Here is a 25,107-nt window from a genome sequence, read left to right on the forward strand (position 1 = left end):
GCTGAATAAAAACGTGTATTCTCACGTTTAAGAATACAAAAATAGTGATTTTTGTTGTAGTAAACCACATTTACAAATTTACAAATGCAGGATTTTGCCTGTTAACCCACAAAGAAAAGCGGGCATGTTATTGCATCCGTTTAATGATACTATACGATTGCACAATCCCCAGTTCACCGGCTTTACGAAGATCATCAAGCCCGTCACGTGTTTCACCAATGGACAGACGCGATATACCCCGGTTGAAGTAGGCTTCAGCAAATTGAGGTTCCAGTTCAATCGCTTTGGTGTAGTCAGCAATAGCTGCACGGTAGTCTTTCTCAAGACTGAAAATCTCGGCACGGTTGTAATAAGCATACATAAAATTGGGATTCAGGCGGATAATCGCCTCATACTCCCTGAGGATCTCCTCATATTCAATCGATTTGGTAGAGATATCCGGTAATCTGGGTTTACCGGATATACCACTGCTGCCGGCAGATCCGGGGAGATCAATCCCTGTACTTCTGTCCATCATGATCGGATCGCTTTGCAGGCGGTCATATTCCACCTGCTTGGAACGGATTACAGCCCATGCAAAATGGGCGACCAACATTTTTGGGTTCAGCTCAATAGCCCGCCTCATATCTTTCAAGGCATTCTCATAATCCTGCACCAACATAAAATCCATTCCCCGCCCGAAATAGAGCGAAGCATCGCCCGGCTCCCTGTCGATCCTGGCGGAATAGTTATCGATTGAACGGAAGTGCGTCTGTACCTGAAGTTCATTCAACGGCGCATCCCTGTTTGTCATCTTCAGCAACCAACTTAATCCAAGCTCACTATTTGCCTGATCCATTGTTTCGGAGTAATATACGGGACGACGTACTTCAAAATCACGTTCATAATAAGTCAGCACGAACCGCGGTTCCGGCTCGATAGGAGCACTGATATTTTGCACTCTTCCCCTGCTCTGACGCTGGTATTTTGTGTTTTCCGATTCTCCCTTGTCGGCTACCACCAAGAGATTGAACTTCTCAATATCGCGGTCGGCCTGCTCACGGGTATCTTTACTTTCCGACCTTTCCCTTGCCTGTTTGAAAGGTTCAGGATCCGCGGTTGCCACCTTACGGGCTTTAGACTCTTCGGCCCTCGCAATCATATAATCTTGCTCAGATCCCCGCAAGTCATTCAGCTCACGCTTCAACTGCGAACGCATATAATAACCGGTAAAGAAATCGGGATGCTCTTCCAGCACGACATTGAGGTCGCTCAAGGCGCCGGCCTTATCACCCACCTCGTTGTGCAGCATCGCCCTGTTCAGGTAAGCGATAGTATTTTCCGGATCCAGCTCGATCACCTTGTCGAAATCACGTATCGCCCTGTTATTATCGGCAACCTGTGCACGCAGAAGACCTCTGTTAAAACGGGCAATAAGGTTGTTTTCATCCATTTCTATCACCCTGTCGTAATCAGCCATCGCTCCACGCAGATCATTCAGATGATACTTCACCAATCCCCGGTTGATATAATTTCCTTCAAAATAGGGATCTAACCTGATCGCTTCATCCAGATCGGCAAGAGAACTATTATAGTCTCCCTGTTGAAAATGAAGCAATCCACGGGCTGCAAAGGTCTGTGCAGTATATGGATCCTTCTCTATCGCTGTATTCAGGTCGGCCATCGCCTTCGTGGTATCCTCCATCTGGATATACATGTGTGAACGGGCAAGGTATCCTGGGGTATAATCCGGGAAACGTCGTAAAAGCACATCAAAAAACTTCTCTGCAATATCATATTGCTTCAGTTCAATATTAACGATACCCATATTGACCAGTGTAAGCCTGTCTTCGGGATAAAATTCAAGGCTTCTCTGGTAATCCGTGGCAGCTTCCTCATATTTTTCCTGATTCTGGCGTGCAGCACCCCGCAACTGATAAGCAGCCGTATAGTAGGGATTACGCACCAGGCAGTTACTTGCATCTTCTTCCGCTCCCTGGAAATCGTCGAGCATAAACTTAGCTACTGCCCTGAAATAGTAGGGGTCAGCCAGATAAGGCTTGGCCGTGATCACCTGGTTAAAATACTGTATTGCCAGCACGTAATCTTCAAAATATAACGCATTCTTCCCGATCATCATCACACGGTCGGTATTGACCTGCGCAGATGTAGTGAGTGATGTGAGTAAAATAAAGGCAGCAATGATCGTTTTCTTCATCTTTAATCTTTTCAATGTGCGAATATATAGATTTTTCCGCATTTTTTGTCCCGATTCGCCTATTTGAGTGTTTCTTTTTCAATTCGTTTAATGGAACTTATCCCATTTTGCATAACGAATGCTGTCTGTCTTACGATATACACTCTATAATCCTGCTTCCACTCTCCGTTTCCCGTATCGATAGCTTGACGGTATTCTCCGGTAATATTTGTTCCACCAGTTCCGGCCATTCGATAAAGCAGGTATGCCCGCTGTAGAGATAATCTTCATAACCGAAATCAAACACCTCCTCAAGTTTGTGGATACGATAAAAGTCAAAATGGTAAATCGGTTCTTCGTCCCCCCCTTTGTATTCATTGATAATGGCAAATGTAGGACTGGCAACAGTTTCTGTTACTCCAAGTTCTTTGCAGACAGCCTTGATGAAAGTAGTTTTTCCAGCCCCCATGCCTCCGTAAAAGGCAAAAACAGTGCGATCGCCCATTTGATCGATGAATCCCCGTGCTGCCGGTTGAAGTGCCTCTAAATTTTTTATTTCGATTTGCATCAGTTTAATGTGCTAATGTGAATAATATGCTAATGTGCCAATGAGAATAATGAGACTAATTAGTAATTTATCTTGAATTTTGAATCTTGAATCTTGAATCCAACGTTATAACCGGAATCATCATCTCCTCCATAGAGATACCCCCATGCTGAAAACTATTTTCATAATAGGACTGATAGTGATTATAGTTATTAGGATAGACAAAAAAATCATCATTCACTGCAAAAATATAACGAGTGCTCACATTTGGGGATGGCAATCCGGTATTCTCGGGACGAATAATATCAAATAGTACCTTGGGATCGTATCCCAGATTCTTTCCTAATTTATAACGGAGGTTTACTCCGGTCTCCCTGTCTCCGACCACCTTCATCCCTTTTTTCACCCTTATAGAGCCATGATCGGTAGTGAGCACCACTTTATAGCCTCTCTCTGCTATTTTTCCCAACAGAGCCGGTAAAGGAGAATGCAGGAACCAGGACCTGGTAAGTGAACGGTAAGCCGATTCATCGGCCGCAAGTTCCCTGATCATCCTCGACTCTGTACGCGCATGAGAAAGCAGGTCGATAAAATTGAATACCAATAGGTTCAGGTCATATTTCTCCAGCTCCGGAAATCGGGTGACCAACTTTTCACCTTCCAGATTCCTGTTGATCTTATGATAGGAGAAGTGGCAACTTCTCCCCTGTCGCTCCAGATGTGTCTTAACAAATAATTCTTCATGAAGATTCTTCCCTTCATCCTCCGATTCATTTACCCAAAAATCGGGAAACATTTCCGACAACTGTCTCGGCATTAATCCCGAAAAAACAGCATTTCTTGCATAAGGCGTGGCTGTAGGTAGAATAGAAAAATAGATATCCTCCCTACAGGTAAAAAACTCGCCTGCAATATCTTTCACAGCTTGCCATTGATCGAATCGGAAATTATCGATCAGTATAAAAAAGAGCTTCTCTCCCTTATCTATAGTGGGGAATACAAACCGCTCAAACAGGTCGGGGCTCATCACAGGACGGTCAGGATGATCACGGCCGTCTATAATCCACCTTTCGTAGCTTCTCCGGATAAATTTTGCAAATAGACGATTTGCCTCTGCTTTCTGTGCTGCCAGCATCTCACGCATCGGGCTCTGTGTCTGATCCAGCTTCAATTCCCAAAACACCAGTTTTTTATACACAGATATCCAATCGTTCGCCGTCCTGCAATCCTCTATTTCGGCAATCAGAAGGTTAAACAGATCCCGGTATTCCTGTGTAACCACTTCCGTCATACGTTCACCCTGTTCAAGTATTTTCTTTATACTCATCAGCACCTGACTGGGATTGACCGGTTTGATGAGGTAATCAGTGATCTTTTTTCCGATAGCGCGATTCATTATACCTTCATCCTCGCTTTTGGTAACCATCACCACCGGCATTTCAGGATAGGATGAATGAAGTTCCGCAAGGGTTTCCAGTCCTGACAAGCCAGGCATCTGTTCATCCAGGAAAACAATATCAAACCGTTGTGAACGGCATAGTTCAATCGCATCACGGCCGTTATTGACACACTGCATCCCATATCCCTTCTCTTCCAGAAAAAGAATATATGGTTTCAGGAGATCTACCTCATCATCTACCCAGAGCAATCGTGCTTTGACCATCCGTTTGAGTCCTCTTAATCTACTTGTTATCGAAGATTGAACTATTTCGTTAAGCTAAATGAGTATAGATAAGCTCGCTTATTTTTGCTATAGCAAGAATTGAAAATCGAGGAGCCTGCGACTCAAATAGTCTAATGAAATTGAACAAATGTATCTATTTCCACGGTAACTCACAATTTTTTTACTTTTTTTGGGACTCCATCCTGACTATACGGAATTTTATAGATCATCATTCTATTTATCGTATGAAAAAGCTTATATTTGTAGCTATTGAACTATTAGAGCAGAAATAAGACTTGCTTTGGTTTACCGAACGCAGATGAGGATCAATTTTAATAAACTATATAATTTAAATTTATGCAGATGCAAACAACAAGACTATCAATTGTTATCCTACTGGCCTTTTTGGCAGTAAGTTGCGGACAACAGTCCGGTGAGATTTTCAATGGTAAAGACCTGTCGAACTGGAATTTTGTCGTCGAAAACAATGCGATACCGGGAGACCAGGTATACACGGTGAAAGAAGGAGTGATCTCGATAAAAGGCGAGCCGCTCGGTTATATGTATACAAAAGAGAAGTACCGCAATTTCACGCTCGAGTTGGAATACCGTTGGGCGGGAGAAGCAAGCAACAGCGGAGTTTTTATTCTGATTGAAGATCCTGCGAATCCATTCCCCAGGGGGATAGAATGCCAGTTGATGGCCGGAAAGGCTGGTGATTTCGTATTACTGAATGGCTCCGACCTGAACGAGTACACGCTACCCGAAGGAGTAACGGAGCGACCAAAATTTCCTGTGATCGAGAAACTACATCCTTCGAGCGAAAAACCTGACGGAGAGTGGAACAAAGTACAGGTTACAGTAATAGACGGTGCCATCTCGGTCTATATCAACGATGTATTACAAAACGAAGCGACCAGCAAGGTGAAAGAGGGACACATAGGTCTCCAGAGCGAAGGTAAAGAGGTACAATTTCGTAATCTGGTGCTCAGGGAAGCATAAGAGAGTGAAAAGGTGAAAAGGTGAAAAGGTGGAAAGGTGGAAAAGAAGTGAAGAAGAAAAAAGACAGAATAGAATAAGAATAAAAAATAATTAACCACTTATAATCATGAATTTATCAGCTGCAACAAGACAGTATATTGACCTGGAAGAGAAGTACGGGGCACACAATTATCATCCTCTGCCGGTAGTACTATCCCGTGGGAAAGGGTGTTATGTCTGGGATGTGGATGGAAAGAGATATTTCGATTTTCTATCGGCTTATTCCGCGGTAAATCAGGGACACTGTCACCCTAAGATTGTAAGGGCCCTGAAGGAGCAGGCAGAGAAACTTTGCCTTACTTCCCGCGCCTTTTACAACGATACACTGGGGCCATACGAAAAGTTTATTCATGATTATTTCGGTTATGATAAGGTATTACCGATGAATAGTGGCGCCGAAGCGGTGGAAACGGCATTGAAACTGGCCAGGAAATGGGGTTATCTTAAAAAGGGAATTCCTGAAACGGAAGCAGTCATTATAGCATGTGAGGGCAATTTTCACGGTAGGACTATCTCTATTGTCTCCGTCTCCACCGATCCCGACGCCCGTGCCGATTATGGACCTTATACTCCTGGATTCGAGGTCATTCCTTACAACGATCCGAAGGCCCTGGCCTCTGCTTTAAAGGAGAAAGCAGATTCTATTGCCGGATTCCTGGTGGAGCCTATCCAGGGGGAAGCAGGCGTGAATGTACCGGACGACGGTTATCTGAGGAGTTGTTACGAACTCTGTAAAAAGCATAATGTGCTCTTCATTGCCGATGAAGTGCAGACCGGTATTGCCCGAACCGGTCGGAAACTCTGTTGCGATCATGAAGGGATCCGCCCCGATATAGTAATCCTGGGAAAAGCCGTCTCTGGTGGCGTACTACCCGTCTCAGCAGTGTTGGCCGACGACGAAATCATGCTTACCATCCAACCCGGCCAGCATGGCTCCACTTTCGGAGGGTTCCCTCTCGCCTGCAAGGTAGCAACCGCAGCATTGGAAGTAGTGGAAGAGGAAAAACTGGCTGAAAAAGCCGGATACCTGGGCCAGATCTTCCGTGAAGAGATGGAGAAGATAGGAAGTCCGTTCATCAGGCAAGTGAGAGGAAAAGGGTTGCTCAATGCAGTCGTCATAGAACCGTATAACGGCAAACAGGCGTGGGATGTCTGTCTGAAGATGGCTGAAAACGGGCTGCTGGCGAAACCGACCCATGATCATATTATCCGCTTTGCTCCACCATTAGTAATCACTGAAGAGGAACTGAAGGAGGCGATCGATATTATTAAGGAATCAATCAGATCACTGGAAACCAATTGATAAATGATTAGTTAATGTGATGATTAGAACTAAGAAGTTAGAAAGAAATGGAGAAGTCCAAGAAGTGGAGAAACCGGTAGGGCGGTGGATAAAGTGAAGAGTGAAAAACTAAAAGTGGAAAGGTGGAAAGGTAATTTAATTGAAAATTAGTAATTCTCACATCCCAAATCTCACATCCTACATCCCAAATCCCAAATTAGTCTTGGTTCTTGGCTCTAAAAATTAATTTTTATGCAGACAACATCCAAAATACTGATGGTTCGTCCCTTCAGGTTTGCCTTTAACGAAGAGACAGCACAGAACAACTACTTCCAACAGGCGGGGGAGTCCGGTTCTGTAGCCGTTAAAGCGCTTGAAGAATTTGATGCTTTCGTGAGCCAGCTCCATGGCAAAGATGTAGATGTGACGGTTGTACAGGACACACCCGAGCCATGGACTCCCGATTCGGTTTTCCCAAATAACTGGTTTTCGTCGCATATCTCCGGAGAATTGGTGCTCTACCCCATGTTCGCTGAGAACCGTAGACAGGAAAGAAAACGGGAGGTGTTGGACTTACTGACCCGAAAAATGAATCACCGCAAAGTGATTGATCTTACACACTGGGAAAAGGAGGACGAATTTCTGGAAGGTACAGGAAGTATGGTGTTCGACCGGGACAAACGAATTGCATATTGTTGCCGTTCACCACGCACTTCGGAGAAAGTGTTGGCGGACTTTTGCGCACGATTGAATTATGACGCCGTAGTATTCAATGCAACCGACAAAAACGGGAACCTTATTTATCATACCAACGTGATGATGGCAGTGGGCAACCAGGTAGCGATTGTCTGCCTCGAGTCGATCAAAGATGATAATGAACGACAGAAAGTGGTTTCCAGACTGATCTCTGGGGGAAAGATCATTGTCGATATCTCTTTGGATCAGGTAGTCCGGTTCGCGGGAAATATGCTTGAAGTAAAGAGCCGGAACGGCCAACCAATTATGGTGATGTCGGCTTCCGCCCGCAATGCCCTGACGGCATTACAGGAAACGATCATATCGACCTACAACACCATCTTGTCTGCTCCATTGTCGACCATCGAGACAAATGGAGGAGGATCGGCACGATGTATGATAGCCGAAATTTTTTATTAAAACAGAAGCTTTTACATTTTTTTTATTTACTTTGCAGAATGAATAATTTCGTCAAGCATATACAAATGCCATTCGCCAGTTAGCGGATGACGATGTCAGGCTTGTAAACGAGTTCATAATCCAGCATTTTTCAACCCAATTAATCAAAAACTATGTCATTCAGATCAGAACTAAAAGAATTCTTAATGCGCGGCAGCGTGGTAGACATGGCCGTGGGTATCGTGATCGGCGGCGCTTTCGGGAAGATCGTTACATCTTTCGTGAACGACATCCTTATGCCACCACTCGCATTGATCTCAGACCAGGGACAATTCGTAGACCTTAAACTTGTTTTAAGACAGGCAGTAATGGACGGCACAGAAGTGGTTACACCTGCCGTTACCTGGAATTACGGCGCTTTCATTCAGACGATCGTCGACTTCCTGATCATCGGTGCGGCCATTTTCATGGTGATCAAAGCAATGAATTCTCTGAAGCGAAAGAAAGAGGAAGTCCCTGCACCTCCTCCCGAACCGACCAAGGAAGAGACATTATTGACGGAAATCCGTGACTTGTTAAAGAACAAGTAGTTAAAAAGCATACCATGTTATCCGGAGCGAAGCGGGCCAATAAATTTACCAAAACTGAAAATCCGCAACGCCCCGGGACAGGGTAGCTGATAATCCGCAAAAGAATTACTGGATCTCCGGAAGGTATTTCCAGTAACGTTTTGGCATGTGCTGCCGTTGCAGTTTAAGATTGATACGCTCCTTAATTGTGATACTCTGAAAATATTCTTTCCACATTTTTTGAAAAAAAGCCTCTTCGTCAGAGAGCTTCTCATTGTCGAGTTTGCCTGATTTTAGTTCCACAAGGTCTTTTTGAGAGAAGGTTATCTCCTGCACTGTATGCGTATCATAGTATAGGCCTGTATTTCGCACGGTATCGTAAATAATCCAGGGTTGGCCGGCATAGCGCGATTTAAAATGCGGCACGATCAATGAAAGTACATTGTAACGTGGCGAGACCGGAGCAAACCAGATACCGTCGGCTGTCTCCTGAAAACGGACGAACTGGATCAGTTTATGGGCATCAGTACCCACTTTCCCGGCAATATCCTTGATTCGAAGTACGTCATCATCGCCAAAATTCATCTCAATACCCTGTGGATGATCGATATTTTTACGGATATACCGGAACAGCAGCATTGCTGTATCCGGTAGTTCCGACAACCAGACACTCAACAGCATATTTTGTGCGAATTTCGATATTTTTTTCTCCAGTCCTTTCCAGACCCGCTTCGATTTCTCTTTTTCGGTATCTACATAGTACTGTTCATCTATAAACAAAGGCTTCTGGTCGGATTCGGAGAGGATCAGATCGGGAAATTTCTTCTGCTCATACGCGAAAAACACGCACGAAAGCAATCCGTCGAAAGTATGGTCATATATAAAAAGGATCATTTCATTTTGGCATATTGGCACACTATCAACCTACTCTCCCCAATCGATTGAATACTGCAACAGTTCCGCGGACATTTTCTTCTGCTTTTGGGAAACCTGACGACGTACATACTGCGGCGTAAGTTCGTTGACGGTCTGCATCGGTAGTTCACGACACACTATAAAATAGCGGGCTCGTTTCATTACTACACCGATTTTCTTCAGTTGCTCTGAAGTCAGCCTGCCATACCGGCGCGAGGTGACGATCAGTTTAGCCGACTTGACACCGATGCCCGGCACGCGAAGGATCACCTCATAAGGAGCTGTGTTCACATCAATCGGGAAAAATTCGGGATGACGTAACGCCCAACCCATTTTGGTATCCACATCCAGATCCAGATCGGGATGGGTATCATCCACCAGTTCCGCAGCCTTGAACTCATAGAACCGCATCAGCCAATCGGCCTGATACAATCGGTTCTCACGTACCAGCGGGGGTTTGGCCAGCGCAGGCAGGCGGCTATCCCCGGAATTCACAGGAATATAACCCGAATAATAGACCCGCTTGAAAGAAGGACGTTTGTAGAGAGCTGAAGCCAATGTGAGTATCTGTTTATCATTGTCGGGCGTAGCGCCGATGATCACCTGGGTACTCTGTCCTGCCGGCACGAACTTAGGTGCCGAACGGAATTTTTTGCGATCCTCGGCACTTTCCAGCATCCCCTGCTGGATAAACCGCATGGGAGCGAATACGCTTGGGTAATCTTTTTCGGGCGCAAGCAATTTCAGGTTCTGCTCCGACGGAATTTCGAGGTTCACGCTCATACGGTCGACCAGCACTCCCGCCTGTGCGATCAACTCGCTACTTGCACCGGGAATGGTTTTCATATGGATATACCCGTTGAAACGATGTACTTCACGCAGGAGTTTCACCACACGCACCATCCGCTCCATCGTATAATCGGGATTGCGCATCACACCGGAACTGAGGAAAAGTCCTTCGATATAATTCCTACGATAAAATTCAATAGTCAATCCTGCCAATTCTTCTGCTGTAAAAGCCGCACGTTTCACATCGTTGCTCCGTCGATTGCCGCAATAGGCGCAATCATAAATACAATGATTGGTAAGCAGTATCTTAAATAACGATATACAACGCCCATCAGGAGTGAAGCTGTGGCAGATGCCCCATCCTGCTGCCGTACCTATCCCTCCCTTCACATTGTTACGCGAGGTGCCGCTGGATGCGCAAGATACGTCATACTTGGCAGCATCGGCAAGGATCTTCAGTTTTTCGAGCGTCTTTTCGTTCATTTTGTATACAACAGATTTTGGCATTTTTCTCAGAAAATGCTCTCCGGGATCGGGAATTGACAAAGTAAAACGGGTACCGCTACTTCTTACCCGATTGCAAAGAAAAGAAATAGAAACCAGATTGACGAATTTAAAATCTTAAAAAACATATCATTGTCAATAAGTTATTAACATATTGACTCCCAGGTAAAATAAGTATTTTGTAAAAATATTTTCCTATTTTTGTAACCGATCCATTAGAGTTGCAGTCCTATGAATGAAAGCAAATTATTATTCACTTTTAAAATGTAACAATTATGTGGGCAGATTTAATACCGGCTCTTGCCATTACGTGCACTATAGGTCTTCCGGTTGTAGCCGGATGGGTATTAGGATTACAGTGGATCAAAAGCCGCAACGCCGAGCGAATGGGGCTTATTAACCAGGGAATTATTCCACCGGACAGTCCGAGAAAAAAATCGGATCCTAACCGGTTGGTATCACTAAGAAACGGGATTGTACTAATCGCGCTTGGAATTGGGATCATGGTAGGATTTCTTTGTTCAGAATATCTCGTTATCGGTCGGGGCAATGAGTTTTGGATGACCGGAGCAAGTATTGTCTTCTTTCTCGGTATTGGCTATCTGGTCTATTTTCTGGTGGTACAAAAAATACCGGTCAGCCGGTTAAAGGAGGAAGCTGAACAGGAATAACCGTTTACGATGAACGAGAATCAACGTGTGCAACAAGTGCTTTCGGGCAATTCTTCCGCATTCGCATATTTTGTCGAGACTTATCAGGACATGGCGATTACCATTGCTCACCGGATATGCGGCAATATGCAGGATGCGGAAGATGTCGTGCAGGAGAGTTATGTAAAGGCATACAAGAATCTTCATAGCTTCCGTTCGGAGAGTAAATTCTCTACATGGCTTTACCGCATTGTCTACAATACGGCAGTCACCCAGACAAAAACACAGATATGGACGGATAGCGGGGAGATGCAAGCGGAAAGTACCCTCTTTCCGGTTGACAACAGCCTGCAGGTCGATATGGAAGAAACGGAACGCAAGGAGATGGTAGCCAATATTCTGCAAAAAATGCCTAAAGGAGACGCACTACTGCTTACGCTCTATTATATGGAAGAGAATCCTGTCAAAGAGATCGCCAAAATTACCGGGCTGAATGATTCCAATGTAAAAGTGAAATTGTTCAGGGCAAGGAAAATATTTAAGGAGTTATGGGTAAAACGCTATAAAGAAGCACTATTCATGGAGGAGACATGATGGAAGAAAAGAAACATACACAAAATGAGGAGCATCTTATCCGTGGGATGATGCAGGGTGCAAAACTAAAAGCATCCGATAATCTGAAATATCGGATCATGCAACAGATAGAGACCGAGCAGGCACTCACTCCATCGAAAATAAGCGACCGGAAAGAATCCGGCAATATACTGAAAGAATTCGGATCGATCTTCGGCACGATGTATGGCGTGTTGGCAGTGATGATTGCAGCAACATACTTCCTCTTCGGCCAGGAATACCTGTTCAGTCCCCAATTCCTAGGTACAGTGATCCTGGTTGCGTCCGTTTTCAGCCTGTTATGGTTGATTTCACGCCTTGATTCACATCTACAGAGAAAGAAAAAAATAGAGAACAAGTAAATCGGCCTGCATTCAATCAACCGCACTTAAATAGCATACAGGTAAAATTATTGCTTCATTAAAATTTCACGTGCTTTTTGCAGCATCTCGGGCGATTCTGCAGGCGGGTAACGCAGGTCGAGTGACCTGAACAGCTCAAGGATGATATCACCCACCGCCACACGTGCAAAGAATTTCTTATCGGCAGGAATCACATACCATGGTGCATAGGGCTTCGAGGTCTTCTCCAGCATCTCCTCAAATGCTTTTTCGTAATCATCCCACTGCTCACGAGCCTGCAAATCAGCCGTACTGAACTTCCAGTTTTTGTCGGGTTCATCAATACGGGAAATAAAACGCTCTTTCTGCTCCTCTTTCGATACGTTTAAAAAGAATTTAAGGATACGCATACCGTTGCGGTAAAGGTGTCGCTCTATCGCATTAATATCTTCGTATCGGGCATTCCAAAACTGTTGATCGATATTTTCTACCGAACCATATCCGGGGATACGTTCGTTAAGTATCCATTGCGGATTGACTTTTGTCGCCAGCACATTCTCATAATGCGAACGGTTGAAGATCTCTATCATCCCACGCTGGGGTAAAGCGATATAGTGACGCCAGAAATAGTCGTGTTCCAATTCGTTCTTGGTGGGTGTTTTAAAGCTGTGTACCCGACACCCTTGCGGATTGATACCCGACATCACGTGACGGATCACTCCATCTTTCCCGGCAGCATCCCGCGCCTGAAGGATGATCAACAACGAATACCGGTCGTCGGCATAGAACATCTCCTGGAATTTCTTCAACTCTTTGATGTTCCGCTTAATCTCCTCTTTGGCGGTCTTCTTGGTATATCCTCCATCTTCGCAGGTAGGGAAATCTTTCAGGGTGACTTCATCTCCCTCCTGCACACGGAACTTACTGTAATCGAAATTCATACCGCAATATTATTTGTTTTGCCCCACGTTACCGCCTACCCCTTTCAGTAGTCCCTGATAACGGTTATCATCGGAGATAATCTTCAATCCTTCCATAAAGATATCGTTTTCTTCATTGATGATCCTGAAAAATGCGGAAGAGTCATATAGATCCCTGGCCATCAATGCTTTTAATTGCTTAAAAATCAACGGGCGGGAAGAGGCGAATTGTTCTTCATCCCACTCGATATTCTCTTCGGAAGCTAGTTTCATCAATTTTGGAATCACACCTTCCGTTATCATATATTCTGCTTTAAACTTATTTATATCAGGATATTTCTGTAGTAACTCCCGGCGATGGTTGTCCACTTCCGCTATAGCGACCTTGTTGATCACACCCAATCCGTTTAATCTGCCGTGCAGCACAGTGCCGGCCGTCGTATCGATCGGTACAAAATAATCGGGCATAATACCACCTCCGCCATATACCGTGCGTTTATTCACCAATGTCGTGTACTTGAGGGAATCGGGGAAATGGATACTGTCGGCCTGGAACAGTTCACCGTGATTGTAACGATTCACAAAATCCATATTATATGCATCCTGGTCTCCATTCTCGTACGGTTTCTGGATGCTTCTGCCGGTCGGCGTGTAATACCTGGCCACGGTCAACCGGATCATGGTCCCGTCGGGAAGTGGTAACTGGCGTTGTATCAATCCTTTTCCAAACGTCCTTCTCCCGACTATCACACCTCTGTCCCAATCCTGAATGGCGCCGGCCAGGATCTCACTTGCGGATGCCGAGGCCTCATTGACCAATATCACCAGCTTTCCCCCTTTCAGTTCATCATCACCCGTGGCATTCATTGTATAGCGCGGCTGATTCTTTCCTTCGGTATAGACAATCAGTTTGCCGTCTCCCAAAAATTCATCCACTATATCATTGGCTGTCTGGAGTATCCCCCCTCCATTATCAGTCAGATCCAGGATGAGGTGGTCCATACCCTGCGCCCTCAACTCCTGCTCTGCCTGCCGGAACTCATCACCCGAAGTGATGCCGAAGCGACTCAGACGGATATACCCTATATCATCGGCCACCATATAGGAAGCATCGATACTGGTGATAGGGATCCTATCCCGGACAATCCGGAAAGGCATCAATTCCGGCACACCTCTGCGGAGCACTTTTACATTCACTTCAGTCCCTTTAGGGCCCCGAAGCATAGACACGACATCCTGGTTATTCTTCTTCACCCCGGCAATAAGCGTATCATTCACATAAATGATCTTATCTCCCGGCATAATACCGACCTTCTGCGACGGGCCACCGGAGATAACCTCCATTACATAGAGCGTATCGGTCAGCATATTGAACGATATACCAATCCCATCAAAGTTCCCCTGTAAAGGCTCATTCATGGCCTTCACCTCCTCCTTATTGAGATAGGTGGAATGCGGATCCAGTTCTTTCAACATGCCGCGTATGGCCGCTTCGGTCAGCCCTGAGGCATCCACATCGTCCACATACAGCCCCTGAATAAGTTGGAGGGTTCTCTCTAACTTGACACCTTCGGGTGACGGTCTGAATTGGGCATAAACACATCCGGTTAAAAACAGTGTACCTAAAACAATCGGTATTATTCTTTTTAGCATTTTTATTTTTTTGAGAGGTTTTATTCTTTTAATTCGATTCATCAGACAATCTCTATCCTTGTTTTCATTTAACGAAATAGTCCATTAAAATAACTCCATCCCTTCCGGGATAAAGCCACTCACATCGTACCCGTAACGCAGCAATTCCCTTACATGGGATGAACTGACATGGGTCAAGGCAGGTTCCGTAAATAGTACAAACGTCTCAATTCCCGAAATAGTTCGGTTCATGTCGGCTATCGTTTTTTCATATTCGAAATCTATTACCGACCTGATACCCCGTAAAATATATTGTGCACCCACCTTTTGTGCAAATTCTATGGTGAGGGAGTCGTAACTCTCCACCCTTACCCGCGGTTCGTTTTCGTATAATCCACGGATCATCCTGAGTCGTTGATCCAGGGGGAAAAATGACTTTTTCGCTTCATTAATCCCTATGGCGATCACAATTTCATCTACCAGCGATAATCCCCTTCTTACGAGCGACTCATGACCTATGGTGAAAGGGTCGAACGTACCGGGAAACAAGGCGATTCTATATTTAGCAACATCCATCTGAGACATATTTATTGGGGATGTGGGATTTGAGATGTGGGATGTGGAAATTGATTAATTACCAATTACTAATTACTAATTACAAATCAACCAATCACCTAACCACCTTTCCACCTTAATCAAGCGACCTCATCTTCTTCAACAACCAGATTTTCAATAATAAAAGATTGGCGTTCAGGAGTATTTTTGCCCATATAGAATTCGAGCAATTCTTTCAGAAGGTCTTCTTTACGCATGGTTACCCTATCCAGTCGGATATCCTCACCGATAAAGTTACGGAATTCGTCGGGCGATATTTCACCCAGCCCTTTGAATCGGGTTATTTCGGGGTTGGGTCCCAGCTCTTCAATAGCACTGAGGCGCTCTTCCTCCGTATAACAATAAAGAGTTTTCTTTTTGTTACGCACCCTGAAAAGAGGTGTTTGCAAAATATAGACATGCCCCTTTTTGATCAGGTCGGGGAAGAACTGCAGGAAGAAGGTAAGCAGCAGCAGGCGGATATGCATCCCGTCGGTATCGGCATCGGTAGCAATGATCACTTTATTGTACCGCAAGCCGTCCATATTTTCCTCAATATTGAGTGCCGCTTGCAGGAGGTTGAATTCCTCATTCTCATACACGATCTTCTTTGTCAACCCGAAGCAGTTCAGGGGTTTTCCCCTTAGGCTGAATACCGCCTGCAGGTTGGGGTCACGGCTTTTAGTGATGGAGCCGCTGGCTGAGTCCCCCTCAGTAATGAAGATGCAAGTCTTATCCCTGTCATCCCCTTTGGCATCGTTGTAATGGATACGGCAATCTCTCAGTTTCTTATTGTGCAGATTGGCTTTTTTCGCCCGCTCGCGAGCCAGTTTGGTCACACCTGCTATGGCTTTACGCTCTTTCTCCGAATCAAGTATCTTTTTCTGTAGTACCTCTACAGTATCAGCATTCTTATGCAGATAATTATCCAGTTCTTTTTTGAGGAAGTCGTTAATATGTTTGCTCACTGAGATACCATTGGGTGTCATCTCCTTGGAGCCGAGTTTCGTTTTTGTCTGCGACTCGAACACCGGCTCTTCCACCTTGATACTGATGGCTGCTACCATACCGTTACGAATATCAGAGTACTCAAAGTTACGGTTGTAGAACTCTTTGATCACACGTGCAGTCGCCTCCCGGAAAGCAGCAAGATGGGTTCCTCCCTGAGTAGTATGCTGTCCGTTGACAAACGAATAATACTCTTCACCGTACTGGTTGGTATGGGTAATTGCCACCTCTATATCTTCACCGAAAAGATGGATAATAGGGTAAAGTTCTTCGGAGGTAAGGTTTTCGTTCAGCAAATCTTCCAACCCGTTTTTCGAGCTGAATTTTTTATCGTTGAAAACAATGGTCAGGCCGATATTCAAAAAAACATAATTCTTCAGTAACGGCTCAATATGTTCGTCGCGGTAATGATACTCTCCAAATATTTCCACGTCAGGGGTAAAACTCACATAAGTCCCGTTTGGATTTGTGGTCGGCACAATCTCCCTGTCATTCGAGAGCACACCCTGCACAAACTCCACCGCCTTCATTTGACCCTCCCGGAAACATTCCATTGCAAAAGAAGAAGAGAGCGCATTTACAGCTTTAATACCCACACCATTCAATCCCACAGACTTTTTAAATGCCTTGGAATCATATTTGGCGCCGGTATTCATTTTGGAGCAGACATCCTTCACCTTTCCCAATGGTACCCCGCGGCCATAATCACGTACTGTCACGCTTTCATTCTCGATGGTCACCTCGATCGTTTTTCCGTATCCCATCATGAACTCATCAATGGCGTTGTCCAATACTTCCTTCAGCAATACATAGATACCATCATCGGACGAAGTACCATCCCCCAGCTTTCCGATGTACATTCCGGGACGCCGGCGGATATGTTCCTGCCACTCTAATGTGACAATATTCTCTTCCTGATAGTTATTTTCAATTACTTGTATTTCTTTTTCTGTTTCGTTCACTTTTCTATTTCCTCTTTCATAAAATTAGGCGTTTTGAGTCGCCTTCGCTCCTTTATAAATTTTTTATAAATGCTCTCCGCCTTTTGTGTTGCTTTGTTTCCAGACTATTCCACATGGAATGCACTTTACTGTTTATTTCCAGTTCGGGGTTACTCTCGGCATATTCAAATCCCAATCGGTTGGCTGCCGGGATAAACTCGTTGAACATTAGCGCATTCAGCCCTTTACCCTGATATTCGGGATCTACCGCCACCATTAACAAGTCGAGCACGTTGGTATCTTTTCCTTTTAACGCTTTGTAGAGGTGATACCAGCCGGTAGGCACAAATCGGCCTCTGGCTTTTTGTAATGCCTTGGCAATACTGGGAAGGCCTATGCCCACCCCTACCAGTTTATTGTCTTCCTGGCGAATCACCAATGTGAGGAATTCCAAACGAAGCATCGGGATATACATATCGACGTAATAATCAATCTGCCGGTCGGTCAACTCCACATATCCATAAAGATCTTTATAGGCACGGTTGATCAACTTAAAGATATCCCTCGCGTAGGGCAAAACATCCTTCTTACTCTCGAGATGCTTCACATCAAGCCCGAAACGTTTTTTTACGATCTCCGAGGCGCGCAGGAACCGCTCCGGCATCTCTTTGGGAATGGTGATAAGAAATTCAACCCAATCCTGATCCTTCACATACCCTATACGCTCCATATGACCTATATAGTAGGGATAATTGTATATGGTAGAGAGGGTACTTATCTGGTCGAATCCCTCTACCAACATCCCTTCGTGGTCGAGATCTGTAAAGCCGAGCGGCCCGTGTATCTTGTCCATCCCCCTCGACCGGGCCCAACTCTCAGCCGCACCGAAAAGGGCATCCACCACCTCACTATCATCAATAAAATCCACAAACCCGAATCGCGCATTCCGTTCGTTCCATCTCTCATTCGCCTTATGATTGATGATAACAGCAATTCGGCCTACGATCTTATCATCGCGATATGCAAGGAAATAGATCGCATCACAATGATCGAATGCCGGATTTTTACTCCAGTTGAGTGTGGCTCTCTCATCGTAGATCAACGGAGGAACAAAATATTCATTCCCTTCATAGAGATCGATACCGAATTGGATGAATTTCTTCAAATCATCTTTCGTTCTGACTTTATTGATTATAACTGACATGTTTTGCTTTCTGTAAATATGATTTTTACACCGATGGCAAAGATAGTGATTTTTTTATTGAAAGATCAACAGGATTTTTATTCTTTCAACTTCTCCTTATATATCTGCCATCTGTCTATTACATCACGTACATAATTGATCGTTTCATCTGCCCTGAAATAACCGTTCTTACAAACCGGATCGCTGTAATACTGCTCTAAACGTTTCAATTGCAGATAACGTTCCACATTCCCTTCCCAAACCTCTTTATCACCACCGTATTTTTCGGTGAGCGCCAATGCATCGAATACATGGCCGAGGCCTCCGTTATAAGCAGCTAAAGCCATTTTTATTCTCTCATCAGGGTTATTTATAAAACGGAAAATGTGAAGCAGATTTTTCAGGTATTCCGTACCTGCACTTATGTTTTTCTCAGGATCAAAAAGTTGCTCTCCTTCTGCACCCAATGAAGCGGCAGTAGCCGGCATTAATCCCATCAGTCCTGTAGCACCCGCCCATGATTGTCCTTCCGTCTCGAATCTGGACTCCTGATAGGAAACCGAAGCAAGCAGCCGCCAGTCGATTCCCGACTCTTTCCCATATCGTTTGAAATAGGAATCAAAAGGGGAAATAACCCCATGGCCGGAAATCTCCCGGAAAGAGGGTCTTAAGAAGACGGAATATCCTTTTGTTTCTTCAAAATAGCGTTTGATGATCCGTAGAAAAGCAGTCCCGGAAGAGCGGCTCTTCATCCAGCTGTCCAGCGAATCAGCAAGCAGAGGGGTATCTTTTCTTACCACCCACGAAGAGCGCTGGTCGAAGCTGACCGGAAGATCCACATTCAAGTTTCCGAAATAGGTGTGATTGAGCATGGCCAGGTCATCGTCAGCCACTGTATAGGCGATCTCTCCCCGCGAAACCATCCGGATCAGATCTTCCACAACAATAGTGTCACTGTCTACCCTATCGATCAGAACACCTCCTCCCAGTTCGTCATTAAGGTTATTTATCCTGTCCAGGTATTTCGACTTATCGATCACTGTCACCCGCTTACCGATCAAACCTGTTACATCGGTCAGCAGAGTATCGCCCTGTCCCGCACGTTGTACCAGCACCTGATGCGATATCTGCTGGAGCCCGCAATAAAGTACCGAGTCTTTCAAAGCATTTGTGACCGGCATACTGTAGGCAATCAGATCGGCCTCCTTATTCTGTAGCATTTGCAACATAGCACCTGTATTTCCGGCGACTATGATCTCCGGGACTAACCCGTGATATTTGCAGAAATCACGAATCATATCGTAATGGTATCCCATGGGTTGATCCCGGTATATGAAATAGGAAGTGGATGTATTCAGAGTCAGTATGCGTAATGTATCCGACTCTACAATCTGAGGAAAATCGTACGTCCTCTCCTGTCTGCCCAAGTTTCCGCATGACAGGCACAGGATAACGGGAAACAGTAAAAACAATAGAGCTTTGCTCATATCCTGTTTAAGTTAAAAACCGGGGCAAATATAGTGAAAGCCGGGAGAAAAGCCAAGCTTGCTTAGGTTTTTCCGAGGCGCATCCTATATTATGGAAATTTAGTGAAAGCCGAGAGAAAAAACAAGCCGCCCTTGTAGAGGCAGCTTGTCCCGAAATTAAGAAAGATCAAATGACGGGTGGTTTTATTCATACGCTATTTCACCGTGTTCGGAGATATCGAGCCCGACAGATTCGCTTTCCTCACTCGCCCTGATGCCGACTATACTATCCACAATCTTGAATAATATCCATGTCATGACCGCACTGAATGCAATCGTAGCAACAGTCGCCACGACCTGTATCCATAACTGGTTCCAATCACCGTAGAGCGCTCCCTGTGCTCCCCCTTCACCAGTAATCGCCTGTGTGGCAAAAATTCCGATCAGAAGGGAACCAACGATTCCCCCGATACCATGTACTCCGAAAGCATCCAATGAATCATCGTAACCTAACTTGGGTTTCACATATGCCACCATAAAGAAGCAAACCAAACCGGCCACCAGACCAATGACAAAAGCGCCCAATACGCCGGAAGAGCCGGCAGCAGGCGTAATGGCGACCAGACCGGCAATAACGCCCGTACAAAAACCAACCACAGTCGGCTTCTTGTTGATAACCCAGTCGAGTACCGCCCATGTCAGCGCCGCAGTTGCTGCGGCTATGTTGGTAACCAGTAAAGCACTTGCAGACAAGCCGTCTGCTGCCAGGCCGCTTCCGCCGTTAAATCCCAGCCATCCCAACCACAGCAAAGCCGTACCGACCACCACGAACGGCACATTATGCGGAGTGATGGGGGCGGCTCCTTTTACATTCCATCCCTTCCTTTTACCGAGCAGGACAGCCATCACCAATGCTGATATTCCTGCATTGATATGCACCACAGTCCCTCCTGCAAAATCGATGGCACCCATTTCACCTATCCAGCCGCCGCCCCAGACCCAGTGGGCCAGCGGATTGTAAACCACCAGCGCCCATAACACGGAGAACAGCAGGAAGCCGCTGAATTTGATACGTTCGGCAAATGCACCGATGATCAATGCAGGCGTAATAACGGCAAACATTCCCTGAAACGACACAAACAAAAGTTCAGGAATAGCATAACCGTCAAGCAGGTCATTGATCCCTACGCCTTGCAGGAATATTTTATCGAAACCACCCACAACAGCATTCAAACCTCCCTCCAGCGAAGTAAAGGCCAGGCTATAACCAATCGCTACCCACTCTATAATGATTACAGCGGTCAGAATAAGACACTGCATCAATACACTCAATACATTCTTCCGGCGTACCAGACCTCCGTAGAACAGGGCCAGCCCGGGAATGGTCATCATCATTACAAGAATAGTGGCTACTATAATCCAGGCAGTATCACCGCTGTTCAGGACAGGTACCGCATCGTCCTGTGCAAAAGCAATAGCAGGTATGGCAAATAATGCGCAAAACATCATTATATATTTTATTATTTTATGCTTCATAATCTGTAAAAGTTATTTTTTAATCATTCTATCTTTTGGGAGTTTTAAGCATCCTTTTGCTCTTTGTCATACAATGACTCATCGCCACGGTCACCTGTACGGATCCGGATGGATTGCTCAATGGTTGACACGAAAATCCGGCCGTCTCCACTTTCACCCGTATAAGCGGATCGTAAAATAGCGTCGATAGATTTTTGCACATTTACTTCCCTGACCACGAAAGAGAGATAAATACGCTCGATGGCATTGACATCGTAAGCGATCCCCCGGAAAATAAGACCCTGTTTTGCTGTTCCCTGACCTTTTACTCCCCACCATGAAAGGAAGTCTATGTCAGCCTCATGCAAGGCAGCCCGAACCTCGTCGAACTTTGACTTGCGGATAATTGCTTCAATTTTCTTCATAAATGTTTGTTATAATTAATATATTTAGTGTAAAGAATAGATTTTATCAAAAACTCATACCGAAGACCAGGAAGACATCCTTCGTATCAGGATTCAGAATTGCCTGGGTAAAAACCGGAAGTGAAAATGAATCGGTGATGGTTATCTCTTTGCTTGCTTTTATCGACGCATTGATCAATGCGAACCCATCTGAATAAGCGCCTTCCCAGGGAGTTGCACCCAATATCAAATCCACATTGACACTCCCGACCGGAAGGGAGTAGGATGCTTCGAAATAGCTGGAATAATCATCATCCCCCGCAAAATTGGTATTCCATGCTAATGAAAGGGGAAAAGATTCTCCGAATGAGTAACCCAATGTGGCTTCAAAAACATGCTCCGAATAATCAAAATAACCGCTGCCTTCACCGTCCGGAAGATTCCGGGGAAAGAAATAATCGATCACCAATACCGAAAAATTGCCAATGGAGTAACCGGCATACAGGTCAAACTCCCTCCAGCTACTTTCAAAACTGGTCGAACCCCATGCCCCAATTGAAAAATTGCCTGCCGAAAGCGAAATACCCGGTTGTACCGCGGCCGGACCACAATACTGGCCACGCCAGATATACGAACTTACAATATCGGCCCCGGCTGAAACTGTCACTTCCTGCCCTCTGATCCCACTTACAGCGCTTGATACTGCGAACATCACAATGAATAATTTCATTTTCTTCATCCTTTTAGCTTTTTTAAATGAATAACCGTCAATCTTTAATCTATAAGTAACCAAAACCTAAAACAAACAATCTTTTTGAAATCAAATACGAGGAAATAAAATCTTTTTGACAATATTAAAGCGCAAAGATAATCAAAAAGATTATAAAACAAATAAAAATAAAACATTTTGACTAAAATATATCAAAAAATATAGCTATTAGTGCAAAAACAAAGGGATATTATCATCAAAAAGACAATTTATCAATTCATAATCAAATGTTTAGGAAATAAGGAAAAAGATCGCTATTTTTGCAGGGAATAGGACATGAGAGTAATGACAATGAGTGTGTCATTGAGAGTGAGCCATTGAATTGAGAAGTAAAATATTGAAAATAAGATTAATATGTTACAATCAAAAATCAAATCCGATGAAACCCTGTCCCTTGATCCTTTTATTAGCTCTAATACTGGGTGCCACAGGTATAGCACAGCCACAGCAGCCCGGGGATTGGCGTAAACTTGTGGAACAACTGGCCGAGGAGGGCATGAATGAAACTGCCATCGAGAACATGTATGAAGAACTATTGCAACTCGAAAACAATCCCATAAACCTGAACACGGCCACCCGTGAGCAACTGGAAAATTTCCCACTGCTCTCCATGGAAGAGGCAGACGCCATTTTCCGTTTTTTAGAAAAAAACCGTCCCGTTTATACCTTGTTCGAATTGAGGAACGTGGCACTTCTTGATATCAGGACCGTAGAGATGATCCTACCCTTTTTCTATGTAGGTGAAACGGAAGGTAAAGCAGCCCGCCCACAGGTGTCCGATGTCCTGAAAAACGGCCGTCACGAACTCCAGTCCCGTTTTGACAAAACGCTGACGCAACGGGCCGGCTACGGTGAGTTTCCGGACAGCATCCTTGAACGGTATCCCAACCGTAAATATCGCGGTGAAGATTTTTACACCTCCCTCCGTTATTCTTTCCGTTACCGGAACAAGGTGCAGATGGGGATTACAGCCGAAAAAGACGCGGGAGAGCCTTTTTTCAAACCGGATCATCCGAAAGGATATGACCATTATGGCTTTCACCTGATTATAAACGATATAGGATGGCTGAAAACAGTCGCGGCAGGAGATTACCGGCTCTCTTTCGGCCAGGGCCTGGTGCTGAACAACGATTTCATGATCAGCAAGTCATGGAGCACCGGCAATATTGCCCGGCGGACCCTACAACCCAAACGCCACTTCTCCACCGCCGAAGACGGTTATTTCAGGGGAATTGCCGCGGTGGCGGAATTCGGGAATTTCGCCGTCACCGGTTTTTATTCCAATAAAAAGATCGACGCCAACCTGTCGGACGATGGTCACATCACTTCGTTCAAGGTAGACGGGCTGCATCGCACCCCGCTTGAAATCGAGAAGAAGAGGAATACGCGGGAGCAGGTGACGGGAGGCAACATCAACTTCCGAAAAGACCGCTTGCAGATAGGTATCAGCGGTGTATATTACCAATATGACAGGATGTACAATCCCACACTCCGGGATTACAACTTTTACTCTCTGAGAGATTTTTCCAACTTCAACGCGAGCATCGATTACTCCTATCAACTCCCCGGATTGATATTCGCAGGTGAGACATCCTTTGCAAGGAATGGAGCGGTCGCCACATTGAACACCCTGCAATACCGCTTCTCCGGCAACCTGTCGTTTTCACTGTTACACAGGCACTATCCTATTTCTTACAATGCCTTTTATGCACAGGCATTCTCGGAAGGGAGCGACGTGCAAAACGAGCGAGGATTGTATATCGGCACTGAATTCCGCCCTTTCCCAAAATTCTCGGTAACCGCCTATGCCGATTTTGTCCGCTTCCCATGGCTGAAATATAATATAGATACGCCATCGAATGCAGTCGATCTTTACCTTCTGGGAACCTACACTTTCTCGCGTCAGTCGTTTCTGGAAGGGCGATACAAGTACAAACAAAAGGAGAAGAATACCGCCTGGCCGGATGAGAAAAGCCGGTCGGTTCTCCCCTACGCCACCCATAAATTCCGTCTCAGGTACTCCCGCGATCTGCGGAGCGGGTGGAATTTCCGCACTACCGCCGACATGGCGCGTTACAAGGAGAAGCATTTCCCGGCCGAGAACGGATTTATGCTCTCGCAAAATATCGGTTACCGGGGAAAAGGCGCGCTAACCGGAGATGCCTACCTGGCATGGTTCAACGCCGACACTTACGAGGCACGGCTCTATTCCTACGAACGGAACCTGCTGAACAGCTTTTATATGCCCTCGTTTTACGGGAAGGGTTGCCGACTGGCATTCTCCGCAAAATACGCAATCACGGATAACCTCTCTTTCTCCGTGAAATTCGGACATACCCGTTACTTCAACCGCGACACCATTGGCAGCGGCACCGAACTGATCGACGGAAAACGCCGTTCCGATCTTTTTAGTTATTTAAGATGGGTGTTTTAGGGATTGGCCCTGTTCATT

At 45.2% G+C, this 25,107-nt stretch carries 22 protein-coding genes; 8 read left to right on the forward strand and 14 right to left on the reverse strand.

Annotated features, from left to right (window positions below; genetic code table 11):
• Positions 1–127: 127 nt before the first annotated feature.
• The 3 genes from U2P89_RS14865 to U2P89_RS14875 all read right to left on the reverse strand — a co-directional run bounded on the left by U2P89_RS14865 (position 128) and on the right by U2P89_RS14875 (position 4,386).
• Entirely contained in the window at positions 128–2,197 is a 2,070-nt protein-coding gene (locus U2P89_RS14865; protein ID WP_322191779.1) for a tetratricopeptide repeat protein, read from the reverse strand.
• A gap of 130 nt (positions 2,198–2,327) precedes the next feature.
• A complete protein-coding gene (tsaE, locus tag U2P89_RS14870) occupies positions 2,328–2,744 on the reverse strand; it encodes a tRNA (adenosine(37)-N6)-threonylcarbamoyltransferase complex ATPase subunit type 1 TsaE (RefSeq protein WP_091904604.1) in 417 nt (138 codons plus the stop codon).
• A 67-nt stretch (positions 2,745–2,811) separates the two neighbouring features.
• Positions 2,812–4,386 (reverse strand): PglZ domain-containing protein, encoded by a 1,575-nt coding sequence (locus U2P89_RS14875; RefSeq protein ID WP_091904601.1) that lies wholly within the window; start codon positions 4,384–4,386, stop codon positions 2,812–2,814.
• A gap of 363 nt (positions 4,387–4,749) precedes the next feature.
• Here U2P89_RS14875 and U2P89_RS14880 point away from each other — a divergent pair, with 363 nt between their 5' ends.
• The 4 genes from U2P89_RS14880 (at position 4,750) to mscL (ending at position 8,433) form a co-directional block, all read left to right on the forward strand.
• The gene (locus U2P89_RS14880; protein WP_026327394.1) at positions 4,750–5,388 is read left to right on the forward strand and encodes a 3-keto-disaccharide hydrolase; all 639 of its coding nucleotides are present in this window, start codon (positions 4,750–4,752) and stop codon (positions 5,386–5,388) included.
• 106 nt (positions 5,389–5,494) lie between these two features.
• On the forward strand, positions 5,495–6,730 hold the full coding sequence (rocD, locus tag U2P89_RS14885; RefSeq protein ID WP_322191780.1) for an ornithine--oxo-acid transaminase: 1,236 nt from the start codon (positions 5,495–5,497) through the stop codon (positions 6,728–6,730).
• 231 nt (positions 6,731–6,961) lie between these two features.
• The gene (ctlX, locus tag U2P89_RS14890) at positions 6,962–7,864 is read left to right on the forward strand and encodes a citrulline utilization hydrolase CtlX (RefSeq protein ID WP_322191781.1); all 903 of its coding nucleotides are present in this window, start codon (positions 6,962–6,964) and stop codon (positions 7,862–7,864) included.
• 152 nt (positions 7,865–8,016) lie between these two features.
• A complete protein-coding gene (gene mscL, locus U2P89_RS14895; protein ID WP_322191782.1) occupies positions 8,017–8,433 on the forward strand; it encodes a large-conductance mechanosensitive channel protein MscL in 417 nt (138 codons plus the stop codon).
• Between the two features lie 105 nt (positions 8,434–8,538).
• On the opposite strand, the gene U2P89_RS14900 is transcribed toward mscL, so the two are convergent.
• Both U2P89_RS14900 and U2P89_RS14905 read right to left on the reverse strand, forming a co-directional pair.
• Positions 8,539–9,306: a TIGR03915 family putative DNA repair protein gene (locus U2P89_RS14900; RefSeq protein WP_322191783.1), complete on the reverse strand. Its 768-nt coding sequence runs from the start codon at positions 9,304–9,306 to the stop codon at positions 8,539–8,541.
• A 30-nt stretch (positions 9,307–9,336) separates the two neighbouring features.
• Positions 9,337–10,599: a putative DNA modification/repair radical SAM protein gene (locus U2P89_RS14905; protein ID WP_322191784.1), complete on the reverse strand. Its 1,263-nt coding sequence runs from the start codon at positions 10,597–10,599 to the stop codon at positions 9,337–9,339.
• Positions 10,600–10,895: 296 nt separating this feature from the next.
• Between U2P89_RS14905 and U2P89_RS14910 the strand changes: the two genes are divergently transcribed.
• The 3 genes from U2P89_RS14910 to U2P89_RS14920 are packed head-to-tail and all read left to right on the forward strand — an operon-like array spanning position 10,896 to position 12,244.
• Complete coding sequence (locus tag U2P89_RS14910) at positions 10,896–11,291, forward strand: DUF6249 domain-containing protein (RefSeq protein WP_019540000.1); 396 nt, start codon at positions 10,896–10,898, stop codon at positions 11,289–11,291.
• Positions 11,292–11,300: 9 nt separating this feature from the next.
• Positions 11,301–11,864, forward strand: a complete 564-nt coding sequence (locus U2P89_RS14915) for a sigma-70 family RNA polymerase sigma factor (protein ID WP_322191785.1) — start codon at positions 11,301–11,303, stop codon at positions 11,862–11,864.
• Positions 11,861–12,244 (forward strand): hypothetical protein, encoded by a 384-nt coding sequence (locus U2P89_RS14920; protein WP_019540002.1) that lies wholly within the window; start codon positions 11,861–11,863, stop codon positions 12,242–12,244. The genes U2P89_RS14915 and U2P89_RS14920 overlap by 4 nt, the downstream gene beginning before the upstream one ends.
• Positions 12,245–12,291: 47 nt before the next feature.
• On the opposite strand, the gene U2P89_RS14925 is transcribed toward U2P89_RS14920, so the two are convergent.
• From U2P89_RS14925 to U2P89_RS14965, 9 genes are all read right to left on the reverse strand, one after another.
• The gene (locus U2P89_RS14925) at positions 12,292–13,164 is read right to left on the reverse strand and encodes a polyphosphate kinase 2 family protein (RefSeq protein WP_092026291.1); all 873 of its coding nucleotides are present in this window, start codon (positions 13,162–13,164) and stop codon (positions 12,292–12,294) included.
• Positions 13,165–13,173: 9 nt separating this feature from the next.
• Complete coding sequence (locus tag U2P89_RS14930; RefSeq protein ID WP_322191786.1) at positions 13,174–14,796, reverse strand: S41 family peptidase; 1,623 nt, start codon at positions 14,794–14,796, stop codon at positions 13,174–13,176.
• 84 nt (positions 14,797–14,880) lie between these two features.
• Positions 14,881–15,360 (reverse strand): pantetheine-phosphate adenylyltransferase, encoded by a 480-nt coding sequence (gene coaD / locus U2P89_RS14935; RefSeq protein WP_019540005.1) that lies wholly within the window; start codon positions 15,358–15,360, stop codon positions 14,881–14,883.
• Between the two features lie 110 nt (positions 15,361–15,470).
• Positions 15,471–17,339 carry a DNA topoisomerase IV subunit B gene (locus tag U2P89_RS14940; protein WP_322191787.1) on the reverse strand — a complete coding sequence of 623 codons (1,869 nt, stop codon included), beginning with the start codon at positions 17,337–17,339 and terminating at the stop codon, positions 15,471–15,473.
• A gap of 52 nt (positions 17,340–17,391) precedes the next feature.
• Positions 17,392–18,522: a GNAT family N-acetyltransferase gene (locus U2P89_RS14945; protein ID WP_019540007.1), complete on the reverse strand. Its 1,131-nt coding sequence runs from the start codon at positions 18,520–18,522 to the stop codon at positions 17,392–17,394.
• Between the two features lie 77 nt (positions 18,523–18,599).
• On the reverse strand, positions 18,600–19,988 hold the full coding sequence (locus U2P89_RS14950) for a transglycosylase SLT domain-containing protein (protein WP_322191788.1): 1,389 nt from the start codon (positions 19,986–19,988) through the stop codon (positions 18,600–18,602).
• 183 nt (positions 19,989–20,171) lie between these two features.
• Positions 20,172–21,503, reverse strand: coding sequence for an ammonium transporter (locus U2P89_RS14955; RefSeq protein WP_322191789.1), 1,332 nt, complete (start codon positions 21,501–21,503; stop codon positions 20,172–20,174).
• A 44-nt stretch (positions 21,504–21,547) separates the two neighbouring features.
• The gene (locus U2P89_RS14960; protein WP_019540010.1) at positions 21,548–21,907 is read right to left on the reverse strand and encodes a P-II family nitrogen regulator; all 360 of its coding nucleotides are present in this window, start codon (positions 21,905–21,907) and stop codon (positions 21,548–21,550) included.
• 46 nt (positions 21,908–21,953) lie between these two features.
• Complete coding sequence (locus U2P89_RS14965) at positions 21,954–22,625, reverse strand: TorF family putative porin (RefSeq protein ID WP_322191790.1); 672 nt, start codon at positions 22,623–22,625, stop codon at positions 21,954–21,956.
• A 409-nt stretch (positions 22,626–23,034) separates the two neighbouring features.
• On the opposite strand from U2P89_RS14965, the gene U2P89_RS14970 reads away from it, so the two are divergent.
• Positions 23,035–25,089: a helix-hairpin-helix domain-containing protein gene (locus tag U2P89_RS14970; protein ID WP_322191791.1), complete on the forward strand. Its 2,055-nt coding sequence runs from the start codon at positions 23,035–23,037 to the stop codon at positions 25,087–25,089.
• Positions 25,090–25,107: the final 18 nt, after the last annotated feature.

Origin of the sequence: Proteiniphilum sp. (assembly GCF_034331125.1) — a bacterium.
GTDB lineage: Bacteria > Bacteroidota > Bacteroidia > Bacteroidales > Dysgonomonadaceae > Proteiniphilum > Proteiniphilum saccharofermentans.

What these genes read in the sequence shown, in the direction of transcription:
- U2P89_RS14865 (WP_322191779.1), bottom strand. Translation starts at nt 2,197, where the DNA reads ATGAAGAAAACGATCATTGCTGCCTTTATTTTACTCACATCACTCACT.
- tsaE (WP_091904604.1), bottom strand. Translation starts at nt 2,744, where the DNA reads ATGCAAATCGAAATAAAAAATTTAGAGGCACTTCAACCGGCAGCACGG.
- U2P89_RS14875 (WP_091904601.1), bottom strand. Translation starts at nt 4,386, where the DNA reads ATGGTCAAAGCACGATTGCTCTGGGTAGATGATGAGGTAGATCTCCTG.
- U2P89_RS14880 (WP_026327394.1), top strand. Translation starts at nt 4,750, where the DNA reads ATGCAAACAACAAGACTATCAATTGTTATCCTACTGGCCTTTTTGGCA.
- rocD (WP_322191780.1), top strand. Translation starts at nt 5,495, where the DNA reads ATGAATTTATCAGCTGCAACAAGACAGTATATTGACCTGGAAGAGAAG.
- ctlX (WP_322191781.1), top strand. Translation starts at nt 6,962, where the DNA reads ATGCAGACAACATCCAAAATACTGATGGTTCGTCCCTTCAGGTTTGCC.
- mscL (WP_322191782.1), top strand. Translation starts at nt 8,017, where the DNA reads ATGTCATTCAGATCAGAACTAAAAGAATTCTTAATGCGCGGCAGCGTG.
- U2P89_RS14900 (WP_322191783.1), bottom strand. Translation starts at nt 9,306, where the DNA reads ATGATCCTTTTTATATATGACCATACTTTCGACGGATTGCTTTCGTGC.
- U2P89_RS14905 (WP_322191784.1), bottom strand. Translation starts at nt 10,599, where the DNA reads ATGAACGAAAAGACGCTCGAAAAACTGAAGATCCTTGCCGATGCTGCC.
- U2P89_RS14910 (WP_019540000.1), top strand. Translation starts at nt 10,896, where the DNA reads ATGTGGGCAGATTTAATACCGGCTCTTGCCATTACGTGCACTATAGGT.
- U2P89_RS14915 (WP_322191785.1), top strand. Translation starts at nt 11,301, where the DNA reads ATGAACGAGAATCAACGTGTGCAACAAGTGCTTTCGGGCAATTCTTCC.
- U2P89_RS14920 (WP_019540002.1), top strand. Translation starts at nt 11,861, where the DNA reads ATGATGGAAGAAAAGAAACATACACAAAATGAGGAGCATCTTATCCGT.
- U2P89_RS14925 (WP_092026291.1), bottom strand. Translation starts at nt 13,164, where the DNA reads ATGAATTTCGATTACAGTAAGTTCCGTGTGCAGGAGGGAGATGAAGTC.
- U2P89_RS14930 (WP_322191786.1), bottom strand. Translation starts at nt 14,796, where the DNA reads ATGCTAAAAAGAATAATACCGATTGTTTTAGGTACACTGTTTTTAACC.
- coaD (WP_019540005.1), bottom strand. Translation starts at nt 15,360, where the DNA reads ATGTCTCAGATGGATGTTGCTAAATATAGAATCGCCTTGTTTCCCGGT.
- U2P89_RS14945 (WP_019540007.1), bottom strand. Translation starts at nt 18,522, where the DNA reads ATGTCAGTTATAATCAATAAAGTCAGAACGAAAGATGATTTGAAGAAA.
- U2P89_RS14950 (WP_322191788.1), bottom strand. Translation starts at nt 19,988, where the DNA reads ATGAGCAAAGCTCTATTGTTTTTACTGTTTCCCGTTATCCTGTGCCTG.
- U2P89_RS14955 (WP_322191789.1), bottom strand. Translation starts at nt 21,503, where the DNA reads ATGAAGCATAAAATAATAAAATATATAATGATGTTTTGCGCATTATTT.
- U2P89_RS14960 (WP_019540010.1), bottom strand. Translation starts at nt 21,907, where the DNA reads ATGAAGAAAATTGAAGCAATTATCCGCAAGTCAAAGTTCGACGAGGTT.
- U2P89_RS14965 (WP_322191790.1), bottom strand. Translation starts at nt 22,625, where the DNA reads ATGAAGAAAATGAAATTATTCATTGTGATGTTCGCAGTATCAAGCGCT.
- U2P89_RS14970 (WP_322191791.1), top strand. Translation starts at nt 23,035, where the DNA reads ATGAAACCCTGTCCCTTGATCCTTTTATTAGCTCTAATACTGGGTGCC.